Here is a 22454-nt window from a genome sequence, read left to right as displayed (position 1 = left end):
TGGGACAGCAACCACCATTGATTTCGACCGGGCAAATATTATGGTTGTCGCCTGCTATGACGATGGCTAATATGCAGAGTCGAACGGATAATTGGAGTATCTATGACCAAGTTAAGCGGTGGAGATTCGAAGAACACCCTGTACTGCTCCTTCTGCGGCAAGAGCCAGCATGAGGTAAGAAAGCTGATCGCCGGACCGACCGTGTTCATCTGCGATGAGTGTGTCGAGCTGTGCATGGATATCATTCGGGAAGAGCATAAGAGCACGCTCGTCAAGACCAGTGATGGCGTTCCGACACCCCAGGAAATCTGCAAGGTTCTGGATGATTATGTGATCGGACAGTCCCATGCGAAAAAGGTTCTCTCTGTTGCCGTGCATAACCATTACAAGCGTCTGCATCACGCNGGTAAGTCCGATGATGTGGANCTGGCGAAATCCAANATCCTGCTGATCGGCCCGACNGGTTGCGGCAAGACGCTGCTGGCGCAGACGCTGGCGCGCATCCTNGATGTGCCCTTCACCATGGCCGATGCNACGACCCTGACCGAGGCNGGCTATGTNGGCGAGGATGTGGAAAANATTATTCTCAAGCTGTTGCAATCCGCCGATTACAATGTCGAGCGGGCGCAGCGCGGCATNGTCTATATCGACGANGTGGACAAGATCAGCCGNAAATCCGACAATCCGTCCATCACCCGTGACGTTTCTGGTGAAGGNGTGCAGCANGCNCTGCTCAAGATNATGGAAGGCACCGTTGCCTCCGTTCCGCCGCAGGGCGGGCGCAAGCATCCNCAGCAGGANTTCCTGCAGGTNGACACGACGAATATCCTGTTTATCTGCGGNGGNGCNTTTGCCGGNNTNGACAAGATCATCGGNTCCCGCGGCAAGGATACCTCCATCGGTTTCGGCGCGNCAGTCGANGCGGAGGAAGACCGCAANGTCGGCGAAACATTGAAGGATGTGGAGCCGGAAGATTTGCTNAAATTCGGCCTGATACCGGAATTNGTCGGTCGTCTGCCNGTTGTCGCGACGCTTGAAAATCTCAATGAGGAAGCGCTGATCGAAATTCTGACGACGCCNAANAATGCGCTCGTGAAACAGTATCAGCGGCTTTTCGAGATGGAAAATGTCACCCTGACNTTTACCGANGATGCGCTTTCGGCGATTGCCCGCAAGGCCATTGTCCGCAAGACCGGNGCCCGTGGCCTTCGCTCGATCATGGAGAATATTCTNCTTGAATCCATGTATGACCTGCCGTCCCTTGAAGGGGTGGAGGAAATCGTGATCAATGCGGAGGTGGTTGACGGGGGTACNCAGCCTCTCCATATATATGCTGACCGGCAGGACGCGACGAGCAGTGCGTAATNCCGGCTGTGGGANGAGGTCCTCTCTTCCCGCTGTTTCGTTCAAGCAGGACCAGCACNATTTTTCGGCTGTCTAGGCATGTCAGTGCGTGGTNCCAGAAGGCACTATGATGATTGATACACCTCGTACACAGATATTCCCGGTACTCCCGCTTCGCGATATNGTCGTGTTTCCNCATATGATCGTTCCGCTGTTCGTCGGTCGGGACAAATCTGTGCGGGCNCTCGAAGANGTGATGAAGGATGACAAGCAGATCCTGCTGGTGGCGCAGAAGAATGCGAGCCAGGATGANCCGGGNGAAGAAGACATCCATCGCGTCGGCACNATTGCCTCTGTCTTGCAACTTCTCAAGCTNCCCGACGGGACCGTCAAGGTTCTGGTTGANGGGGGAGAGCGGGCGCGCATTGAACAGTTNATNCCGAACCCNGATTTCTTTCAGGCCCATGCGGAAATTCTGGAAGAGAAGGATNTCGATGCNCCGGAGTTGGAGGCTCTTGCCCGCTCCGTCATTGCGCAGTTCGAACAATATGTAAAACTCAACCGCAAAATCCCGCCGGAAGTGCTGGTNTCGCTGAACCAGATTGACGAGCCGTCGAAGCTTGCCGATACCATGGCCTCGCACATGGCGCTCAAGATTGCNGAGAAGCAGGAGCTTCTGGAAATTGAAAGCGCGACNGAACGGCTGGAACGCGTTTATGCGCTGATGGAAGATGAAATCGGCGTGTTGCAGGTNGAGAAGAAAATNCGCAGCCGGGTCAAGCGCCAGATGGAGAAGACCCAGCGCGAATATTATCTCAACGAGCAGATGAAGGCGATCCAGAANGANCTGGGCGAGACCGAGGATGGTCGNGANGAGCTGGGCGAGNTGGAAGAAAANATNGCNNANACNAAGCTCACCAAGGAAGCNCGNGAGAAATGTAATCAGGAGATGAAGAAGCTCCGCAACATGAGCCCCATGTCTGCGGAAGCAACAGTCGTGCGCAACTATCTCGACTGGATCACCAGTCTGCCGTGGAATAAGCGGACCCGGATCAAGAAGGATCTGCACTGGGCCGAAAAAGTCCTTAATGACGATCATTACGGACTGGAGAAGGTCAAGGAACGCATCCTTGAATATCTCGCCGTGCAGCAGCGCATGAAGAAAATGCGCGGCTCCATCCTTTGCCTTGTCGGACCGCCCGGTGTTGGTAAAACCTCTCTCGGCAAGTCTGTCGCCAAGGCGACGGGTCGTAATTTCGTGCGTGTCGCCCTCGGCGGTGTGCGGGATGAGGCGGAAATCCGCGGCCACCGACGGACCTATATCGGCTCGATGCCGGGCAAGGTCGTGCAGTCAATGAAGAAGGCGAAGTCCAGCAATCCGCTGTTTCTGTTTGATGAAATTGACAAGCTCGGCAATGATTTCCGGGGCGATCCGTCTTCTGCGCTGCTGGAGGTGCTGGATCCGGAGCAGAATGCGACCTTTGCAGATCATTATCTGGAAGTGGAATTTGACCTCTCCGAAGTCATGTTCATCTGCACGGCTAACTCGCTCAACATGCCGGGGCCGCTGCGCGATCGTATGGAGATTATCCATCTTTCCGGTTACACTGAAGATGAGAAGGTGGAAATCGTCAAACGCCATCTGGTCGCCAAGCAGGTGAAAGCGCATGGTCTGCGCAAGAATGAATGGAGCATCACGGATGACGCCATCCGCGATCTCGTTCGCTACTACACCCGTGAGGCCGGGGTGCGTAACCTTGAACGCGAGATTGCCAAGTTGTGCCGCAAGTCGGTGAAGGAAATCCTCACCAATGGCGTCAAATCAGTAGCGATCACGTCTGACAATCTGAAGGATTATGCCGGTGTCCGCCGCTATCGCTATGGCGAGGCGGAGGAGAAGGATCAGGTTGGTCTGACGACGGGTCTTGCCTGGACGGAAGTCGGCGGCGAACTACTCACCATTGAAGCCGTGAAGCTGTATGGCAAGGGACGAATGCAGATCACCGGCAAGCTCGGCGATGTCATGCAGGAGTCCGTGCAGGCTGCGAAAAGCTACGTGCAGTCGCGCTGTCTCGAGATGGGCGTCAAGCCGACCGATTTCGACAAGCATGATATCCATGTCCATGTTCCGGAAGGGGCCACGCCAAAAGATGGCCCGTCCGCAGGTGTCGCCATGGTCACCTCGATCATTTCCGTGCTCACCAATATACCGGTCAGCAAGGATGTGGCGATGACCGGCGAAGTGACGCTGCGCGGCAGGGTGCTACCCATCGGCGGCCTGAAGGAAAAACTGCTGGCCGCGCTCCGTGGCGGGATCAAGAAAGTGCTGATCCCGAAGGATAATGAGAAGGATCTTGCTGAAATTCCGGACAATGTGAAGGAGGGGCTGGAAATTATCCCTGTTTCTGAAGTGCCGGAAGTATTGCAGCACGCGCTGACCAAACCGCTTGTTCCTCTGAACTGGACGGAGGAAGAGTTGGCGCGGGAGCTCGCTGGAGCTGCCGCGCAGCGCAAGGTGGAAGATGGTGTAACAACCCATTGATGTCGGTCTGAAACCGGGTCAAAACCGCAGAAAAGTTGGGGATATCTTGATTTTTCCCTTTGACCCGGCGGGGCCGACAAACTAGTATGCCACCGTCTTAAGCGAATTTCCGGATAAGATATGTTCAAGTCTAAATCGAAGGGGGCTTATAGTGAATAAGAATGATCTCGTTGCCGCAGTCGCTGATATTTCCGGTCTTGGAAAATCAGAAGCGGGAAAAAGTGTCGATGCAGTACTCGAAGCGATTTCCAGCGCTTTAGGCAGCGGCGATGAAGTACGCCTTGTTGGCTTTGGCACGTTCAGCGTCGCTGAGCGGAAAGCCTCCGAAGGGCGCAACCCTCGCACTGGCGATACGATCAAGATTCCGGCTTCCAAACAGCCGAAATTCAAAGCCGGTAAGGCTCTGAAGGATTCGGTCAACAAGTAATCCCACGGTTACCGACCAGAATGAAAGCCAGGTTCGAAATTTTGAGCCTGGCTTCGTTTTTTTTGCTTTCAATTGCCGATGTGTGTTGATATACACGGGCACGATTTGGAGCGGGTGATTAGCTCAGCTGGTTAGAGCATCTCGTTTACACCGAGAGGGTCGGGAGTTCGAATCTCTCATCACCCACCATCCAGGTTTATGACAGGCAAAAACAGGCATGACGCGACCGTAAAACGGCCGCGTTTTTTTGTGCCTGTATGTCAACTTCCCAAATGACAATGATTTTTTGCAGCCGCGCGGAATAATGACTGGGGCGGCGATGCCATCCGTCATCAATTTTCCCGCATTTGTGCGGGCTGGGGAGGTGGCAGGAAAAATTATTGCCGAAATGCATTTATGTTGCTTGACAGCACCGTTCCTGTCCAATACAAAACAGCCGTCTTGCGGGGGTGTAGCTCAGTTGGTTAGAGCGTCGGCCTGTCACGCCGAAGGTCGCGGGTTCGAGCCCCGTCACTCTCGCCATTTTCCCGAAAATTCCAAGAAATTAACCGCTCTGGCCTTATCCGTTACGGATAGGTCGCTGACTGTTTCTGCATTTCGAATTACGGCGGAATTTTGTTGCCAATTCGGTTTTCTTCCTTATAACCCGTGACTATAATGCTTCTCGTGTGGTAGGAGGGATTGCTGATCGTCGGGCTGATATTGGTCCGCACGGAAGGGCAATTTTATATAATGGAAGTCTTGCTCGTAGAATATTTGCCAATTCTGATCTTTCTGGGTCTGGCAATCGGATTGTCGGCAGTCATTGTGATTGCCTCGATGATCGTTGCAGCGCAGCATCCGGACGCTGAGAAACTCTCTCCCTATGAATGCGGTTTCGAACCGTTCGATGACGCCCGTAACCAGTTCGATGTCCGGTTCTATCTGGTGGCCATCCTGTTCATCATTTTTGATCTGGAAGTGGCATTTCTGTTCCCCTGGTCTATTTCACTGGGTGGGGTCGGGCTGTATGGCTTCTGGTCGATGATGGTGTTCCTCGGCATCCTCACGATCGGCTTTATCTATGAATGGAAGAAGGGAGCCCTGGAATGGGAGTGACCTCAGAAAAAATCGGGACTGAAACCCGTCCCGCCGTTCAGGAACAGGACGATTTTTTCCGTAACATCAGCGAGGAGCTGGATGACAAGGGATTCGTCGTCACACAGGTGGACAAGCTCGTCAACTGGGCGCGGACCGGGTCTCTCTGGCCGATGACCTTCGGCCTTGCCTGTTGCGCTGTTGAAATGATGCATGCCTGGCAGCCGCGATATGATATGGAGCGGCTCGGCGTGGTGCCGCGGGGATCGCCCCGCCAGTCGGACGTAATGATTGTAGCCGGCACGCTGACCAACAAGATGGCTCCGGCGCTGCGCAAGGTCTATGACCAGATGGCAGAGCCGCGGTATGTGATCTCCATGGGGTCCTGCGCCAATGGCGGCGGCTATTACCATTATTCCTATTCCGTCGTGCGCGGCTGTGACCGGATTGTTCCGGTCGATATCTATGTGCCCGGCTGTCCGCCCACGGCGGAGGCTCTGCTCTATGGTGTCTTCCAGCTGCAGAAAAAGATTCGCCGCACCGGAACATTCGTGCGCTAACGGAAAGGGGCGATATCACATGACTGAAGCGCTAAAAGAACTTGGCGAATTGATCGCGGCTGAACTTCCCGATGATGTGATCGGAAGCCGGGTGGCGTTCGGAGAGCTGATCGTCAATGTGCGTGGCGAGACAGTGGACAAGGTTCTCGAATTCCTGCGCAATGATGCGAATTGCAAATTCGAGGTGCTGTGTGATGTTTGCGGTGTCGATTACCCGACGCGCGCCAAACGCTTCGATGTGGTCTATAACCTGCTCAGCCTGCGCCATAACCAGCGTATCATCGTCAAGGCCGAGACCGACGCCCGCACACCGGTGCCGTCCGTTGTCGGCCTGTTCCCGGCGGCCAACTGGTTCGAGCGGGAGGCATGGGATATGTATGGAATCATGTTCTCCGGTCATCCGGATTTGCGCCGGATGCTGACCGACTATGGTTTTGAAGGGCATCCGCTGCGTAAGGATTTCCCGCTCACCGGCTATGTGGAGCTGCGTTACAGCGAGGATGAGAAGCGGGTTGTCTATGAACCGGTCAATCTGACCCAGGAATTCCGCAGGTTTGATTTCGAAAGCCCGTGGGAAGGCGCGCAATATGTCCTGCCCGGTGATGAAAAGGCGGAGGAGAAGGGCTGATGGCCGAAGTCCAGATCAAGAACTACACGCTTAATTTCGGTCCGCAGCATCCGGCGGCTCACGGTGTTCTTCGCATGGTGATGGAGCTGGATGGCGAAATTGTCGAGCGGATTGATCCGCATATCGGCCTGCTGCATCGTGGCACGGAAAAACTGATCGAGCATAAGACCTATATGCAGGCGATGCCCTATTTCGATCGCCTGGATTATGTGGCGGCGATGAGCCAGGAGCATGCATTTGTTCTCGCGGCGGAAAAGCTGCTGGGGTGCGAGGTGCCGGAGCGGGCACAGTATATCCGTGTTCTCTTCTGCGAAATTTCCCGAGTGCTCAACCATCTCATGAATGTCTGCGCGCAGGCCATGGATGTGGGGGCGACGACGCCCATGCTCTGGGGGTTTGTCGAGCGCGAGACTCTGATGGAATTTTATGAGCGGGCGAGTGGTGCGCGTATGCATGCGGCCTATTTCCGCGTCGGCGGCGTTCATCAGGACATCACGGAAAAGCTGATGGAGGATATTCGCGCCTTTATTAAAAGTTTCCCGGCGATTCTGAATGATATCGAGGCGCTGCTGACTGAAAACCGTATTTTCAAGCAACGTAACGTCGATATCGGGGTAGTGAGTGCGGAAGAGGCGATGGCCTGGGGGTTTTCGGGCGTGATGCTGCGCTCGACCGGTCTTGCCTGGGATCTCCGCAAAAGCCAGCCTTATGATGTCTATGACAGAATGGATTTCGATATTCCGGTTGGCCTCAATGGCGACTGTTTTGACCGTTATCTGATGCGGATGGAGGAAATGCGCCAGTCCCTCAAGATCATGGAGCAATGTCTGGACCAGATCAAACCCGGCCCCGTCATCTCGACCGATCCCAAGGTCGCGCCGCCCCGGCGCAGCGACATGAAAACCTCCATGGAAGCGCTGATCAATCACTTCAAGCATTACACGGAAGGCGTCAAGGTGCCGGCGGGCGAGACCTATACGGCTGTTGAGGCTCCGAAAGGCGAGTTTGGCGTCTATCTGGTCTCCGATGGATCGAATAAACCCTATCGCTGCAAGATCAGGGCGCCAGGATTCGCGCATCTTCAGGGCATGGATTTTCTGACGAAGGGGCATATGCTGGCAGATGCGTCGGCCATTCTCGGGAGTCTGGATATCGTATTTGGTGAGGTGGACCGGTGAGTCAGGTAATCGCAACAGGCACGGCGTTCGAATTCACGCCGGAGAATATCGAAAAGGCGAAGGCTTTTATCGCCAAATATCCGGACGGGCGCCAGCAAAGCGCGGTGATGCCGCTGCTCGATCTGGCGCAGCGTCAGAATGATAACTGGCTGTCCCGGGAAGCCCTTGAATATATTGGAAAGTTTCTTGATGTGCCATATATGCGGGTGTTGGAAGTGGCGACCTTCTACACCATGTATAATCTAAAGCCAGTCGGGAAATATTTTCTCCAGCTTTGCCGCACGACACCCTGCTGGCTGCGCGGCAGTGACAATCTGGAAGCGGTCTGCAAGAAAAAGCTCGGCATTTCAAATGGTGAGACGAGCGAGGATGGGATGTTCACCTTGCTGGAGGTGGAATGTCTCGGTGCCTGCGTCAATGCGCCGGTCGTGCAGATCAATGATGATTTCTACGAGGACCTGAACGCCGAAAATTTCGAAGCTCTGCTCGACAAGCTGGCGAAAGGCGAGGTGCCACCGAAGGGCCCGCAGGTTGATCGTATTAATTCCGCGCCGGAAGGCGGCCCGACGACGTTGCTCGCAAAGACGGAGGATGCGTAATGCTGCAGGATAAAGATCGGATTTTCACCAATCTTTACGGCATCCATGACTGGAAGCTGGCCGGCGCGAAACAGCGCGGCATCTGGGATAACACCAAGGCGCTGATCGAAATGGGGCAGGACTCCATTATTGAAGGGGTCAAGGAAAGCGGCCTGCGCGGCCGGGGCGGGGCCGGTTTCCCGACAGGCCTTAAATGGTCCTTCATGCCAAAGGAATCAGACGGACGGCCGAGCTATCTGGTGGTTAATGCCGACGAATCCGAGCCCGGCACCTGCAAGGACCGGGAAATCATGCGCTTTGATCCGCATCGCCTGCTGGAAGGCTGTCTTGTGGCCGGTTATGCCATGCGCGCCGTCGCCGCCTATATCTATATCCGTGGCGAATTCGTGCTGGAGGCAAAACATCTCAATGAAGCCATTCAGGAGGCCTATGCCGATGGGCTGATCGGCAAGAATGCCTGTGGATCTGGCTATGATTTTGATATTTATGTCCATCGCGGCGCGGGCGCTTATATCTGCGGTGAGGAAACGGCCCTTATCGAAAGCCTCGAGGGCAACAAAGGGCAACCACGCCTGAAGCCACCATTTCCGGCCAATGTCGGTGTCTGGGGTTGCCCGTCCACGGTCAATAACGTTGAAAGCATTGCGGTTGCGCCGGAAATCCTGCGGCGCGGCAAGGGCTGGTTCTCGGGCCTTGGCCGCCCCAACAATACGGGGACGAAGCTTTTCTGCATTTCAGGCCATGTGAACAAGCCCTGCAATGTCGAAGAGGAAATGGGTATTCCGCTGCGTGAACTGATTGAGAAACATGCAGGCGGCGTCCGCGGTGGATGGGATAATCTGCTGGCGATTATTCCGGGTGGTTCTTCTGTTCCGCTGCTGCCGAAAAGCATCTGTGACGACATACTGATGGATTTTGACAGCCTGCGTGAAGTGCAGAGCGGACTTGGCACCGCCGCCGTCATCGTCATGGATAAATCAACGGATGTGATCCGCGCCATTGAGCGGCTGTCACATTTCTACAAGCATGAAAGCTGTGGCCAGTGCACGCCGTGCCGGGAAGGAACCGGTTGGATGTGGCGGGTGATGCAGCGTCTGGTTTCGGGAGATGCGGAAGTCGAAGAGATCGACATGCTGATCAATGTTTCCAAGCGAATTGAAGGCCATACCATCTGCGCCCTCGGGGATGCGGCGGCATGGCCCATTCAGGGGCTGGTGCGGCATTTCCGCCCGGTCATCGAAGAACGTATCAAATCACGGAAAGCTGCGCGGGCGGCCTAGAGCCGACGTTGCGGGGAGCGTAAAATGCCTACACTTACAGTAGATGGTATAGAAGTCACGGTCGAACCGGGCACAACGGTGCTTCAGGCCTGTGAAGAGGCGGGAGCGGAAATTCCTCGTTTCTGCTATCACGAGCGCCTGTCCATTGCCGGAAACTGCCGTATGTGTCTGGTGGAGATGGAAAAGTCGCCAAAGCTCATCGCTTCCTGTGCGATGCCGGCGGGGGATGGCATGGTCATCCATACCAACAGCCAGAAGGTGAAGGAAGGCCGGGAAGGGGCGATGGAATTCCTTCTGATCAATCATCCGCTGGATTGCCCGATCTGCGATCAGGGCGGTGAATGTGATCTGCAGGATCAATCCATGGCCTATGGGTCCGGCACCAGCCGTTATCTTGAGNTGAAACGCTCCGTCGCGGAAAAGAACATGGGNCCGTTGATCAAGACGACCATGACCCGCTGCATCCATTGTACGCGCTGCGTCCGGTTTGCAACGGAAGTGGCCGGGGTGGAGGATCTGGGCGCGATCAACCGCGGCGAAAATATGGAAATTACCACCTATCTGGAGCAGGCTCTGGATAGCGAATTGTCCGGAAATGTTATTGATCTTTGCCCCGTTGGTGCGTTGACATCCAANCCCTATGCCTTCACCGCCCGCCCNTGGGAGCTCAGCAAGACCGAAAGTATTGATGCACTTGATGCCGTGGGCGCGAATATCCGCGTTGATTCCCGCGGTCAGGAAGTCATGCGTTTTCTGCCGCGTCTCAATGAAGAAATTAATGAGGAATGGCTGTCTGACCGTTCCCGCTTTTCCTATGATGGGCTGAAGGCGCAACGCCTCGATACACCCTATGTCCGTCGCGATGGNAAATTGCAGCCTGCAAGCTGGGGGGAAGCNTTTGACGCCATCGCCGCGAAGCTGGATGGGCTGGACGGCAATAAAATNGGCGCCATTGCCGGNGATCTGGCCTGTGCGGAAAGCATGATGGCGCTCAAAGACCTGATGGCGGCNCTGGGGTCTCCCAATATCGATTGCCGTCAGGATGGTGCTGCTATTGATGGGGGCAGCCGTGGTGGTTATCTCTTCAACACGACCATTGCCGGAATTGANGAGGCTGATGCCCTCCTGATTATCGGCAGCAANCCGCGCCATGAGGCNGCNCTGATCAATGCCCGTATCCGCAAACGCTGGAAAGCCGGGCCATTCCCGATCGCGTTGATCGGGGANCAGGTCGATCTCACCTATCATTATGACTATCTGGGCGCCGGTCCGGCNACNCTTAAAGAACTGGCCGANGGTAAACATTCTTTTGCCGAAACNCTNAAAANGGCGGANCGTCCGATGCTGATCATCGGGCAGGGCGCGCTTTCCCGNAATGATGGCGGNGCNGTNCTTGCTCTTGCCAAGAAAATTGCCGANAGCTTNGGCCTTGTCAGCGAAGAGTGGAACGGCTTCAANATGCTGCATACGGCGGCGGCGCGTGTNGNNGGNCTTGATCTNGGCCTGCTGCCGGGNGAGGGNGGNAANACGGCNCCNGAAATGCTGGACGGCTCCCTNGANGTGCTGTTCCTGCTTGGCGCGGACGAGATTGACACGTCGAAACTGGACAACAGCTTCGTCATCTATCANGGAAGCCATGGNGATGCCGGNGCAAGCGCGGCGGATGTNATCCTGCCNGGNGCGGCTTATACAGAAAANGACGCCATCTGGGTCAATACGGAAGGNCGGGTCCAGCTTGGACGTCGCGCCATTTTCCCGCCGGGTGATGCCCGTGAAGATTGGGCNATTCTGCGCGCCCTTTCNGAAAAGCTTGGCAAAACACTCCCTTACAATACCATTTTCGAGTTGCGTGAGAAGATGATAGAAGNNGCGCCNCATTTTGCCGATGTGGATCAGGTGATTGTCGCCGAGTGGAAAGATTTCGGTCAGGAAGGCCCCCTTGAAGAGGCNCCTTTTGCCAATCCGATTACGGATTANTATCTGACNAACCCGATTTCCCGATCCAGCCGGATCATGGCGGAATGCAGCGCGACCTTTTCCAAAGTAAAGAGTGAGGGGACCGGTACAAATGGCTGAATTTTGGACGCTTTATCTGCTTCCGGGCCTCACCATTGTCGGGCAGATCCTGCTGATCGTGGTGCCTCTGCTGGTGGCCGTTGCCTATCTCACGCTTTATGAGCGCAAGGTCATGGCGGTGATGCAGCTTCGCAAGGGGCCGAATGTGGTCGGCCCATTTGGACTGCTGCAGCCGCTTGCCGACGGGGCAAAGCTGTTCTTCAAGGAAACGGTTGTCCCGACAGGCGCGAACAAGGTGCTTTTCCTGTTGGCGCCGATGGTGACCTTTATCCTGAGCCTGATTGCCTGGGCGGTCATTCCCTTCGATGAAGGCTGGGTGCTGGCCGATATCAATGTGGGCGTGCTTTATCTCTTTGCCATCTCGTCCCTCGGCGTTTACGGCATTATCGTATCCGGATGGGCGTCGAACTCCCGCTATCCGTTTCTGGGCGCGCTGCGCTCCGCCGCGCAGATGGTTTCCTATGAGGTGTCCATCGGCTTCGTGATTGTGACGGTGCTGCTGTGTGCGGGCACGCTCAATCTTACGGGTATCGTGGAATCGCAGCGCGGCGATTTCGGAATGTTCAGCTGGTGGTTTGCGCCGCTGTTCCCGATGTTCATCATTTTCTTCATCTCGATTTTGGCGGAAACCAACCGGCATCCGTTTGATCTGCCGGAAGCGGAGGCGGAGCTGGTCGCAGGCTATCAAACGGAATATTCCTCGATGGCCTTCGCGCTCTTCTTCCTCGGCGAATATGCCAACATGATCCTGATGAGTGGGATCTGTACGGTGCTGTTCCTCGGCGGCTGGCTGCCACCGGCGGACTGGGCGATCTTCACCTGGATCCCGGGCATTATCTGGTTTGGCATCAAAGTGGCGTTCCTGCTGTTCGTCTTTATCTGGGTACGCGCGACATTGCCGCGGTATCGCTATGACCAGTTGATGCGGCTGGGCTGGAAAGTCTTCCTACCCTTCTCGCTGATCTGGGTGGTCTTGACGGCAGGGGTCTTGGTGTATTTTGACATGGTCCCGGCGTAGGGGCGGGACCTGAACCGCCGGCGCCGGTAACGCGCGACGGCAAATATTTGATAGGAAAAGGCTGATTGATATGAGCTTTATCGACAAACAGGCACGCAGTCTGCTGCTGACGGAGATTGTCACGGGTCTTGCGACGACTTTCCGTTATATGTTCAAGACGAAAGCGACCATCAACTATCCCTATGAAAAAGGGCCGCTCAGCCCGCGTTTTCGCGGTGAGCATGTGTTGCGCCGTTATCCGAATGGCGAAGAACGCTGTATCGCCTGCAAGCTTTGCGAAGCGGCCTGCCCGGCGCTCGCCATCACTATCGAGGCGGAGCCGCGCGAAGACGGCAGCCGCCGCACCACCCGTTATGATATCGACATGACGAAATGCATCTACTGCGGCTTCTGTCAGGAAGCCTGCCCGGTAGACGCCATCGTTGAGGGGCCGAATTTCGAATTCGCGACCGAAACCCGCGAAGAGCTGTTCTATGACAAGCAGAAATTGCTCGATAACGGGGACCGGTGGGAGCAGGAAATTGTCCAGAATCTGGTTGCTGATGCGCCCTACAGATAATGAAAAGAAAACAGTGACAGACATGCAGATGATGGATCTGAATATTTGGGGAAGAGGGGCGTGATGATTATCTCGACACTTGCTTTCTATCTTTTTGCGGGCATGACTGTTGCCTCTGCCTTTATGGTGATCGCGGCGAAAAACCCGGTTCATTCGGTACTTTACCTGATCCTTGCCTTCTTCAATTCGGCGGCGCTGTTTGTTCTGCTCGGCGCGGAATTTATTGCGATGATCCTTGTCGTGGTCTATGTGGGCGCTGTTGCCGTGCTGTTCCTGTTCGTCGTTATGATGCTCGACATCAATTTCACGGAGCTTCGCCAGGGTTTTCTGCAATATCTGCCCATCGGGGCACTTGTTGGTATTATCCTGCTGATTGAACTTATTCTGGTGCTGAGCGGCTGGGTGTTGTCACCGGAATCGCTGTCCATCGCGGCGCAGGTCGCGCCGGTGACGAGTGATCTCACCAATACCGAACAGCTTGGCCATATTATCTATACGGATTACGCCTATCTGTTTCAGGCGGCCGGAATGGTGTTGCTGGTTGCGATGATCGGCGCGATTGTCCTGACCCACCGGCAGCGTCCGGGTGTGCGCAAGCAGAATATTGCAAAACAGGTTTACCGCCGTCCCGAAGAGTCGGTTGCGATCCGTAAAGTCGAGCCCGGGCAGGGCGTGTAGGGGGAATAATGGAAATCGGTCTTGCACATTACCTGACGGTGTCGGCCATCCTGCTGACCCTTGGTATTTTTGGCATCTTCCTGAACCGGAAGAATGTCATTGTTATCCTGATGTCGATTGAGCTGATGCTGCTGGCGGTGAACATCAACCTTGTCGCCTTCTCCGCCTTTCTCGGCAATCTGGTCGGGCAGGTGTTTGCGCTCTTCGTGTTGACGGTGGCGGCGGGCGAGGCGGCGATCGGGCTCGCCATTCTTGTTGTTTACTTCCGAAATCGCGGCACCATCGCGGTTGAGGACATCCATCACATGAAGGGTTAAGACAAGTCATGATGTACGTCCTCATCGTATTCCTGCCGCTGCTTGCGGCCCTGATTGCCGGGCTGTTCGGCCGTGCCCTGGGAGACCGCCCAAGCCAGCTGGTCACCTCGGGCGCCGTGATCGTGAGTGCGGTACTCTCCTGGATTGCCCTTTATCAGATTGCCTTTCAGCAGACGACGGAAACCATTGAACTGCTGAAGTGGATCGATTCCGGTGATTTTGATGTCTCCTGGGCGCTCAAGATTGACAGCCTGACGGCGGTGATGCTGGTGGTGGTGAATACGGTTTCCGCCGTGGTGCATGTCTATTCCATCGGCTATATGTCCCATGATCCGCACAAGCCGCGTTTCATGTCCTATCTGTCCTTCTTTACCTTCGCCATGCTGATGCTGGTGACATCCGATAATTTTGTGCAGCTTTATTTCGGCTGGGAAGGCGTGGGTGTTGCGAGTTATCTGCTGATCGGTTTCTGGTACAAGCGTCCCTCGGCCAATGCGGCGGCGATCAAGGCCTTCGTTGTCAACCGTGTGGGGGACTTCGGCTTTGCACTCGGCATCATGGCCATCTATTTCGTGTTCGAATCTGTGAGCTTCAGCGAGGTTTTCGCGGCTGCGCCTGATCAGGTCGGCCAGAGTTTTGAATTTCTCGGGATGGAATTCGATGTCCTGACGACAATCTGCCTCCTGCTGTTTATCGGCGCCATGGGCAAGTCGGCGCAGCTTGGTCTGCACACCTGGCTGCCGGATGCCATGGAAGGCCCGACACCGGTTTCCGCCCTTATCCATGCGGCGACGATGGTGACGGCGGGTGTGTTCATGGTGGCGCGTTGCTCTCCCATTTTCGAATATTCGCCGGATGCCCTGCTGGTCGTGACGGTCGTGGGTGCCTCCACCGCTTTCTTCGCGGCCACAGTTGGTCTGGTGCAAAACGACATCAAACGGGTGATTGCCTATTCCACCTGTTCACAGCTCGGTTATATGTTCTTCGCCATCGGTGTCGGCGCGTATCCGGTGGCGATCTTTCATCTGTTCACCCATGCCTTCTTCAAGGCGCTGTTGTTCCTTGGCGCGGGTTCCGTGATCCATGCGGTTTCCGATGAACAGGACATGCGTAATATGGGCGGTCTCTGGAAGCATATCAAAATCACCTATGTGATGATGTGGATCGGATCGCTGGCCCTTGCCGGAGTGCCGTTCTTTGCGGGGTATTATTCGAAAGATGCGATTATCGAGGCGGCCTTCGCGGCAGGGAGCGGTGTCGGGCAGTATGCCTTCTGGATGGGAATTGCGGCAGCGGTTCTGACGGCCTTCTATTCCTGGCGGCTTTTGTTCATGACATTCCACGGAGAGCCGCGGGCGAGCAAGGATGTCATGCATCATGTCCATGAAAGCGCGAATGTCATGCTGATCCCGCTTTATGTGCTGGCGGCGGGCGCCGTGCTTGCCGGTTTTCTGTTCTACGGCCCGATGGTCGGCCATGGATATGAGGAATTCTGGGGTGAGGCGATCTTCCTCAATCCGGAGAACCACATCATGCATAATTTCCACGATGTGCCGCTCTGGGTGATAGCCGCGCCGCTGGTGGCGACGGCGCTGGGTATCCTTGTCGCCTTTAACCTCTATATCCGGCGGACGGAAATTCCGGGACAGCTCGCGAAGACCCATTCGGCGCTTTATCAGTTCCTGCTCAACAAATGGTATTTCGACGAGTTGTATGATTATGTCTTTGTCCGTCCGGCGAAGGCCATTGGCCGCTTCTTCTGGACGTTTGGCGATGGCAAAGTGATCGACGGGCTTGGGCCGAACGGCATTGCCGGACGGGTACTGGTGCTAGCGCGCCGTGCGTCCCAGATGCAGAGCGGTTATGTCTATCATTATGCTTTCGCGATGCTGCTCGGCGTTGCGGCATTCGTATCCTATTTCTTCTTTTTCTTCGCGGGTGGACATTAAGTCATGCTTGATTGGCCAATCTTATCAACGGTGACCTTTTTGCCCCTGGTCGGGGTGCTGCTCATCCTGCTGACCAGCGGCAAGGAAGAATCATCCGCCCGTAATGCCCGCTGGGTTGCGCTCTGGACGACGCTTTTCACATTTGTGATCTCGCTGTTTATCTGGATCAATTTCGATAATGGCAGTGCGGCCTTCCAGTTTGTCGAGAAGGGGAACTGGCTCGGCAATAACATCAATTACCATATGGGCGTGGACGGTATCTCGATGCTGTTCATTATCCTCACTACCTTCCTGATGCCGCTCTGTATTCTGGCGAGTTGGGAAGCGATCACGGTGCGCGTGCGTGAATATATGATCGCCTTCCTGATCATGGAAACGCTGATGATCGGCGTTTTCTGCGCGCTCGACATGGTGCTGTTCTACCTCTTCTTCGAAGCCGGTCTGATCCCGATGTTCCTGATTATCGGCATCTGGGGCGGAGGCCAGCGGGTCTATGCCAGCTTCAAGTTCTTTCTCTACACCCTGATCGGCTCTGTCCTGATGCTGGTGGCGATGATTACCATGTATTTCATTGCTGGAACGACGGATATCCCGACACTGATCAGCTATAATTTCGATCCGAATTTGCAGCTCTGGCTGTGGCTGGCTTTCTTTGCGTCCTTTGCGGTGAAGGTTCCCATGTGGCCGGTTCACACATGGCTTCCCGATGCCCATGTGCAGGCGCCAACGGCGGGTTCCGTCATTCTGGCGGGTGTGCTGCTGAAGATGGGGGGGTATGGCTTCCTGCGATTTTCCATACCGATGTTTCCGGATGCCTCCGTCTATTTCGCGCCGCTTGTTTTTGCGCTCAGCGTTATTGCCATCATATATACCTCGCTGGTCGCGCTGGTGCAGAAGGACATGAAAAAGCTGATTGCCTATTCCTCCGTCGCGCATATGGGCTTCATCACCATCGGGGTGTTCACTTTCACCCAGCAGGGGCTGGAAGGCGGCATTCTGCAGATGATCAGCCACGGTATTGTTTCCGGTGCGCTGTTTCTCTGCGTCGGGGTGATTTATGACCGGTTGCATACCCGCGAGATTGCCCGTTATGGCGGCCTCGTCAACCGGATGCCGAAATATGCGCTGATCTTCCTGATCTTTACCATGGCGACCATCGGCCTTCCGGGCACCAGTGGTTTTGTGGGTGAATTCCTGATCTTGGTCGGCGCTTACCAGGTCAATACGACGGTGGCTTTCATTGCGACGATTGGCGTCATTCTCGGCGCGGCCTACAGCTTGTGGCTATACCGCCGGGTGGTCTTTGGCGAGTTGGTCAAGGAAGATCTGAAGAATATCATGGATGTCGGCCGCCGGGAGTTACTGATTTTTGCGCCGCTTATTATCGTGGCTTTCTGGATCGGTATTTATCCTGACCCATTCCTTGATGTCATGCATGCCTCGGTTCTCAATCTGATGGAACATCACGATGCATCGCTTCAGGCCGGTCAAACACTCATCAACGCGTCCAAGTAGGTAGGTTACAAAAATGGTTTTGCCTGATTTATCAATCGCACTTCCGGAAATCTTCCTCGCCGTGACGGCCATGGCGCTGCTGATGATCGGTGCGTTTCGCGGCAACAAGTCGACAAGTCTGATCTCCTGGCTATCTGTCCTGGCCTTCGTGGTGACGGGGGTGCTTGTACAGATTGAAGCACAGACGAGCGTGACTGCATTCGGCGGGCTTTATCGCGATGATGCTTTTGGCATTTTCATGAAGACGCTCTGTCTCGGGGCGTCGGCCTTTGCGATCATCATGTCCATTGATTATAATCGGCGGGAAAAACTCGCCCGATTTGAGTTCCCGATCCTGATTGTCATTGCGACGCTGGGCATGATGGTGATGATTTCCGCCAATGACCTGATGAGCGTGTATCTCGGGATTGAGCTGATGAGTTTGTCGCTTTATGTGACGGCGGCGTTCAAGCGGGACAGCGTGCGCTCGACCGAGGCCGGTCTCAAATATTTTGTTCTGGGGGCGCTGTCCTCGGGTATGCTGCTGTATGGCATGTCGCTCATCTATGGTTTCACGGGGACCACCAATTTCGACACTCTGGCAGACCTTCTTGCCGCCGGACGGGAAGGGATGGACCTCGGCCTGCTGATTGGCCTTGTCTTCCTGATTGCGGGTCTGGCCTTCAAGGTTTCCGCCGTGCCGTTCCATATGTGGACGCCAGATGTCTATGAAGGCGTGCCAACGCCGGTCACCTCCTTTTTTGCGGCGGCACCGAAAGTGGCGGCCATTGCTCTGTTCCTGCGCGTCTTCATCTCTCCCTTTGGCGAGATGGTGGCGCAGTGGCAGCAGATTATCGTATTTATCTCCGTTGCTTCCATGATCCTGGGCGCCTTTGCCGCGATCAACCAGAAGAACATCAAACGGCTGATGGCCTATTCTTCCATCGGTCATATTGGTTATGCGCTCGTCGGTCTCGCTGCGGGAACGGAGGAAGGCGTGCGGGGCGTCCTGATCTATATGGCGATTTACGTGGTGATGAATGTTGGCACCTTCGCCTGTATTCTGTCCATGCGCCACCGTGATGGGATGGTTGAGGATATTTCTGAGCTCGCCGGTCTCAGCAAGACGCAGCCCTATATGGCCTTTGCCTTCCTGCTATTCATGTTCAGCCTGGCGGGTATTCCGCCGCTCGCCGGTTTCTTTGGTAAGTTTTATATCTTCGTTGCGGCCATCAATGCCGGCCTCATTCCGCTCGCTGTGATTGGCCTTGTCACATCGGTGGTCGGGGCGTTCTATTATCTCCGGATCGTCAAAATTATCTATTTCGACGATGCAGCCGAAGGTTTTGAGCCGAGCAGTCGGACCCAATCAGTCATTATGACGGCGTCTGCCCTGTTTGTCGGGCTGTTCGTTCTCTTTCCGGCGCCGCTTCTTGAAGGCGCTTCGGCGGCGGCGGCTGTGCTGTTCTCGTGAGCCCGATGGGCAGTGGCGGTATTGATCTGCCGCCGTTTTTCAGGCTGTTCGCCTTTGAAAGCCTTGGCAGCAGCAATGTGGAGGCGCGCAGGCTCGCCGAGGCAGGAGAAGGCGAAGGTGCGATTGTCTGGACCCATAGACAGGAACAGGGAGTTGGCCGTCGCGGCCGCTCCTGGTCCAGCCCGGCGGGAAATCTGTATTGTTCCGTCATCCTGCGTCCCGAATGCAGTCCGGCAGAGGCCGCCCGGCTTTCCTTCCTGATTGCATTGGCCATACGTCAGGCGGTTGCTACTTTTCTGCCGCCAGATATTCCCCTGCAGCTGAAATGGCCGAATGATGTATTGATCGATGGTCGTAAGTGCGCCGGAATTTTGCTGGAAAGTAAAATGCGCGCGGATGGGCTGATGGATTATGTTATTGTCGGTACAGGCATCAATATCACAAGCTATCCGGACAAAACTGATGGGCTCCCCGCCATTTCGCTTGAGGCCGCCGGGGCAAGAGTGAAAGTGGAGGAGATGCTTTCCGCCTATGCCCATGCACTGCTGGAACTTTATATGACATGGCGACAGCAGGGTTTTGAGCCAATCCGTAAGGAATGGATTTGCCATGCGACCGGGATCGGTACGCAAATCACAGTCCGCCTTGCCAGTGAAACGCTGGAAGGGAAGTTTGTCGGGCTTGATCCAAGCGGGGCGCTTGTTCTTGGTCTCATATCGGGCGAAACCAGGCTTATCACGGCGGGGGAAGTATTTTTCCCGGCCCTGCAAGGTCATTCATAGGAGAGTTTCATGCTACTGACAGTCGACGTTGGCAATACCAATATTACCTGTGCGGCTTTTAACGGGCGGGATATGGTCAAGGAATGGCGGATCGCCACCTCGGCCTCGCGCACGGCGGAGGAATATGGCGTTTGGCTCAGTCAGGCAATGGCGCTGGATAACCTCAAGCTTGCCGATATTACAGATGTGATCGTTGCCACCGTGGTGCCCGAAGCCCTGTTCAATATCAAAGGGTTTTGCCGCCGCTATTTCAATGTCCATCCGATGGTGATTGGCGAGGAAGGCATTGATCTTGGGATGAAGCCGCTGATTGATACTCCGGCGGAGGCGGGTGCGGACCGGCTGGTCGATGCAGTCGCGGCGCATGTCCGTTATGGCGGCCCACTGATTATTGTCGATTTCGGCACAGGCACAACCCTCGACGTGGTGAATGCGGAGGGGAATTATATCGGTGGTGTGATCGCGCCCGGCGTCAATCTCAGCCTGGATGCGCTGCACCGGGCGGCGGCAAAACTGCCGCGGATTGCCGTTGCTCGCCCCGGGCGGGTCATTGGCAAGAACACGCTGGAATGTATGCAGTCCGGTATTTACTGGGGATATATTGCGATGATAGAGGGGCTGATCGCCCGCATCCGCGCGGAATATGGCGAGGAATTAAAGGTCATCGCTACGGGAGGACTTGCGGCCCTCTTTGACAAGGGGACCGATGTGATCGATCATGTGGATCCCGATCTTACGCTCGCCGGATTGGTTGAGATTTTCTGGAAGAACAAGCAGACAGCGGCATGACGGATCCGGACCGCATAGTGAAGCAAGGCCTTTATTTTCTTCCGCTCGGCGGCAGCGGAGAAATCGGCATGAATCTCAATCTTTATTGCTGTAACGGTAAATGGTTGATGATTGACTGCGGCATTTCCTTCGCCGATGACCGGGCGCCGGGCATCGATGTGATCGTGCCGGATCCGAGCTGGATTGCGGATCGGCGGGAGGATCTTCTCGGTATCATCGTCACCCATGCGCATGAGGATCATGTGGGCGCGGTGGCGCGGCTTTGGCCGCAATTCCGTTGCCCGGTTTATACAAGCCCGTTCACGGCGGAAATTCTTGCCCTCAAGCTGGCGGAAGAAGGGCTTGAGGAAGATGTCGAGGTGAATGTCATCGCGCCCGGCGGGTCCATGGCCCTGGGGGAGTTTGACATCGATTTCGTTGATCTCACCCACAGTATTCCGGAAATGCAGGCGCTGATGATCACCACGCCTTATGGCCGGGTATTGCACAGCGGTGACTGGAAACTGGACCCCGATCCGGTGGTGGGGCCGGCCAGCAATCTTGCCAAGATGGAGAAAATCTCCGAAGTCGGTGTTCTCGCCATGGTTTGCGATTCCACTAATGTCTTCAAGGAAGGGGTCTCCGGCTCCGAACTTGCGGTGCAGGACAGCCTTGATGCCCTGTTGAAGGGTATTCCGTCGGGGCGGGTCGCAGTTACCACTTTTGCCTCCAATATTGCACGGCTCAAGACCATCGCCAAGGTTGCCGAACGGAATGACCGGCATGTCGTCCTTGTGGGTCGGTCGCTATACCGGATGACGGAAGCCGCAAAAAGAGCTGGTTATCTCAATGACTTGCCATCCTTTATTGATGAAAGGGATGCGGGACACATTCCGCGTGACAAGCTGCTTCTGCTTTGTACCGGATCGCAAGGAGAGCCACGCGGCGCCATGGCCCGCATCGCCCGCAGCGAGCATGCGCATATCGAGCTGTCGCCGGGTGATACGGTGATTTTCTCATCAAAGGTTATACCGGGTAATGAGAAGCCGCTCTATGCGCTGCATAACCAGCTAACAGAGAACAGCATCAACGTCATCACAGAAGCTGATGAATTTGTTCATGTTTCCGGTCATCCGGCACGAGAAGAACTGACCGATATGTATCGTATCGTGAAGCCGGAGATTGCCATTCCCGTACATGGAGAGGCGCGTCATATTCGCGCCCATTGCGAACTGGCCCTATCCCTTGGCGTTCCACAGGCCATTGAAATTACAAATGGCAATATCCTGCGACTTGCCCCGGGCGCAGCGGAAATCGTTGCGACGGTACCATCGGGACGGCTGGCGGTGGATGCGGGCGGATTGACGCCGCTTGACGGCGAATTTCTTTCGACGCGGCGTCGGCTGGTCTATAATGGCACGGTAAATGGGGTTGTCATTGTCAATGAAAAGGGCCAGATAACAGAGAAGCCGATTATCCGGATACGCGGTGTTGTGGATGAAAGTCTGTTCCCCGATTTGCAGCAGGAGCTTGCGGACCAGATAACAAACAGTCATAACCAATTGACACGTAAGGAAAAGATGGACGATCAGAAGGTCGAGGAAACAGCGTATAATGCCGTTCGCCGTGTTTTCAGGAGACTTGCCGGTCGGCGTCCCATAACCGATATATATGTCATCAGATTTGAAGAAGAATAAGGAAGGT

At 55.3% G+C, this 22454-nt stretch carries 20 protein-coding genes and 2 tRNA genes; all 22 read left to right on the top strand.

The window, feature by feature from the left end; all coding sequences use genetic code 11:
• Positions 1-102 precede the first annotated feature (102 nt).
• The 22 genes from clpX (at position 103) to CMN55_RS11150 (ending at position 22447) form a co-directional block, all read left to right on the top strand.
• On the top strand, positions 103-1365 hold the full coding sequence (gene clpX, locus CMN55_RS11255) for an ATP-dependent Clp protease ATP-binding subunit ClpX (protein WP_293949899.1): 1263 nt from the start codon (positions 103-105) through the stop codon (positions 1363-1365).
• A 109-nt stretch (positions 1366-1474) separates the two neighbouring features.
• On the top strand, positions 1475-3886 hold the full coding sequence (gene lon, locus CMN55_RS11250) for an endopeptidase La (protein ID WP_293949939.1): 2412 nt from the start codon (positions 1475-1477) through the stop codon (positions 3884-3886).
• Between the two features lie 151 nt (positions 3887-4037).
• A complete protein-coding gene (locus CMN55_RS11245; protein WP_293949898.1) occupies positions 4038-4313 on the top strand; it encodes an HU family DNA-binding protein in 276 nt (91 codons plus the stop codon).
• Between the two features lie 112 nt (positions 4314-4425).
• A tRNA-Val gene (locus CMN55_RS11240) sits at positions 4426-4502 on the top strand.
• 256 nt (positions 4503-4758) lie between these two features.
• A tRNA-Asp gene (locus CMN55_RS11235) sits at positions 4759-4835 on the top strand.
• 210 nt (positions 4836-5045) lie between these two features.
• Positions 5046-5411, top strand: a complete 366-nt coding sequence (locus CMN55_RS11230) for an NADH-quinone oxidoreductase subunit A (protein ID WP_293949897.1) — start codon at positions 5046-5048, stop codon at positions 5409-5411.
• A complete protein-coding gene (locus tag CMN55_RS11225) occupies positions 5402-5950 on the top strand; it encodes a NuoB/complex I 20 kDa subunit family protein (protein WP_366932034.1) in 549 nt (182 codons plus the stop codon). The genes CMN55_RS11230 and CMN55_RS11225 overlap by 10 nt, the downstream gene beginning before the upstream one ends.
• A 19-nt stretch (positions 5951-5969) precedes the next feature.
• On the top strand, positions 5970-6578 hold the full coding sequence (locus CMN55_RS11220) for an NADH-quinone oxidoreductase subunit C (protein WP_293949895.1): 609 nt from the start codon (positions 5970-5972) through the stop codon (positions 6576-6578).
• Entirely contained in the window at positions 6578-7756 is a 1179-nt protein-coding gene (locus CMN55_RS11215; protein ID WP_293949894.1) for an NADH-quinone oxidoreductase subunit D, read from the top strand. Before CMN55_RS11220 ends, CMN55_RS11215 begins: the two co-directional genes overlap by 1 nt.
• Positions 7753-8355: an NADH-quinone oxidoreductase subunit NuoE gene (gene nuoE / locus CMN55_RS11210; RefSeq protein WP_293949893.1), complete on the top strand. Its 603-nt coding sequence runs from the start codon at positions 7753-7755 to the stop codon at positions 8353-8355. Before CMN55_RS11215 ends, nuoE begins: the two co-directional genes overlap by 4 nt.
• Entirely contained in the window at positions 8355-9635 is a 1281-nt protein-coding gene (nuoF, locus tag CMN55_RS11205; RefSeq protein WP_293949892.1) for an NADH-quinone oxidoreductase subunit NuoF, read from the top strand. The genes nuoE and nuoF overlap by 1 nt, the downstream gene beginning before the upstream one ends.
• Positions 9636-9659: 24 nt before the next feature.
• A complete protein-coding gene (gene nuoG, locus CMN55_RS11200; RefSeq protein WP_293949891.1) occupies positions 9660-11711 on the top strand; it encodes an NADH-quinone oxidoreductase subunit NuoG in 2052 nt (683 codons plus the stop codon).
• Entirely contained in the window at positions 11704-12729 is a 1026-nt protein-coding gene (gene nuoH / locus CMN55_RS11195) for an NADH-quinone oxidoreductase subunit NuoH (RefSeq protein WP_293949890.1), read from the top strand. Before nuoG ends, nuoH begins: the two co-directional genes overlap by 8 nt.
• Positions 12730-12799: 70 nt before the next feature.
• The gene (nuoI, locus tag CMN55_RS11190) at positions 12800-13288 is read left to right on the top strand and encodes an NADH-quinone oxidoreductase subunit NuoI (protein WP_293949889.1); all 489 of its coding nucleotides are present in this window, start codon (positions 12800-12802) and stop codon (positions 13286-13288) included.
• 63 nt (positions 13289-13351) lie between these two features.
• Positions 13352-13966, top strand: coding sequence for an NADH-quinone oxidoreductase subunit J (locus tag CMN55_RS11185; protein ID WP_293949888.1), 615 nt, complete (start codon positions 13352-13354; stop codon positions 13964-13966).
• A gap of 8 nt (positions 13967-13974) precedes the next feature.
• The gene (gene nuoK, locus CMN55_RS11180) at positions 13975-14283 is read left to right on the top strand and encodes an NADH-quinone oxidoreductase subunit NuoK (protein ID WP_293949887.1); all 309 of its coding nucleotides are present in this window, start codon (positions 13975-13977) and stop codon (positions 14281-14283) included.
• A gap of 11 nt (positions 14284-14294) precedes the next feature.
• Positions 14295-16232 (top strand): NADH-quinone oxidoreductase subunit L, encoded by a 1938-nt coding sequence (gene nuoL / locus CMN55_RS11175; protein ID WP_366932039.1) that lies wholly within the window; start codon positions 14295-14297, stop codon positions 16230-16232.
• A gap of 3 nt (positions 16233-16235) precedes the next feature.
• Positions 16236-17747 (top strand): NADH-quinone oxidoreductase subunit M, encoded by a 1512-nt coding sequence (locus CMN55_RS11170; RefSeq protein ID WP_293949885.1) that lies wholly within the window; start codon positions 16236-16238, stop codon positions 17745-17747.
• A 13-nt stretch (positions 17748-17760) separates the two neighbouring features.
• The gene (gene nuoN / locus CMN55_RS11165; RefSeq protein WP_293949884.1) at positions 17761-19200 is read left to right on the top strand and encodes an NADH-quinone oxidoreductase subunit NuoN; all 1440 of its coding nucleotides are present in this window, start codon (positions 17761-17763) and stop codon (positions 19198-19200) included.
• A 5-nt stretch (positions 19201-19205) separates the two neighbouring features.
• Positions 19206-19982, top strand: coding sequence for a biotin--[acetyl-CoA-carboxylase] ligase (locus tag CMN55_RS11160; protein ID WP_293949938.1), 777 nt, complete (start codon positions 19206-19208; stop codon positions 19980-19982).
• Positions 19983-19991: 9 nt separating this feature from the next.
• Positions 19992-20771, top strand: a complete 780-nt coding sequence (locus CMN55_RS11155) for a type III pantothenate kinase (RefSeq protein WP_293949883.1) — start codon at positions 19992-19994, stop codon at positions 20769-20771.
• Positions 20768-22447: a ribonuclease J gene (locus CMN55_RS11150; protein WP_293949882.1), complete on the top strand. Its 1680-nt coding sequence runs from the start codon at positions 20768-20770 to the stop codon at positions 22445-22447. The genes CMN55_RS11155 and CMN55_RS11150 overlap by 4 nt, the downstream gene beginning before the upstream one ends.
• The last annotated feature ends 7 nt before the right edge of the window (positions 22448-22454 follow it).

The sequence above is a fragment of the Sneathiella sp. genome, assembly GCF_002694385.1.
In the GTDB taxonomy this organism is placed as follows: domain Bacteria; phylum Pseudomonadota; class Alphaproteobacteria; order Sneathiellales; family Sneathiellaceae; genus Sneathiella.
The sequence above is the reverse complement of the archived record's forward strand: the minus strand, read 5'-3'. Positions and strand labels throughout refer to the sequence as shown.

Coding starts and splice junctions, on each gene's coding strand:
- CMN55_RS11155 (WP_293949883.1), top strand. CDS start 19,992: ATGCTACTGACAGTCGACGTTGGCAATACCAATATTACCTGTGCGGCT.
- CMN55_RS11170 (WP_293949885.1), top strand. CDS start 16,236: ATGCTTGATTGGCCAATCTTATCAACGGTGACCTTTTTGCCCCTGGTC.
- CMN55_RS11150 (WP_293949882.1), top strand. CDS start 20,768: ATGACGGATCCGGACCGCATAGTGAAGCAAGGCCTTTATTTTCTTCCG.
- nuoI (WP_293949889.1), top strand. CDS start 12,800: ATGAGCTTTATCGACAAACAGGCACGCAGTCTGCTGCTGACGGAGATT.
- CMN55_RS11185 (WP_293949888.1), top strand. CDS start 13,352: ATGATTATCTCGACACTTGCTTTCTATCTTTTTGCGGGCATGACTGTT.
- nuoF (WP_293949892.1), top strand. CDS start 8,355: ATGCTGCAGGATAAAGATCGGATTTTCACCAATCTTTACGGCATCCAT.
- nuoN (WP_293949884.1), top strand. CDS start 17,761: ATGGTTTTGCCTGATTTATCAATCGCACTTCCGGAAATCTTCCTCGCC.
- nuoL (WP_366932039.1), top strand. CDS start 14,295: ATGTACGTCCTCATCGTATTCCTGCCGCTGCTTGCGGCCCTGATTGCC.
- nuoK (WP_293949887.1), top strand. CDS start 13,975: ATGGAAATCGGTCTTGCACATTACCTGACGGTGTCGGCCATCCTGCTG.
- CMN55_RS11215 (WP_293949894.1), top strand. CDS start 6,578: ATGGCCGAAGTCCAGATCAAGAACTACACGCTTAATTTCGGTCCGCAG.
- CMN55_RS11160 (WP_293949938.1), top strand. CDS start 19,206: ATGGGCAGTGGCGGTATTGATCTGCCGCCGTTTTTCAGGCTGTTCGCC.
- CMN55_RS11230 (WP_293949897.1), top strand. CDS start 5,046: ATGGAAGTCTTGCTCGTAGAATATTTGCCAATTCTGATCTTTCTGGGT.
- CMN55_RS11220 (WP_293949895.1), top strand. CDS start 5,970: ATGACTGAAGCGCTAAAAGAACTTGGCGAATTGATCGCGGCTGAACTT.
- CMN55_RS11225 (WP_366932034.1), top strand. CDS start 5,402: ATGGGAGTGACCTCAGAAAAAATCGGGACTGAAACCCGTCCCGCCGTT.
- nuoH (WP_293949890.1), top strand. CDS start 11,704: ATGGCTGAATTTTGGACGCTTTATCTGCTTCCGGGCCTCACCATTGTC.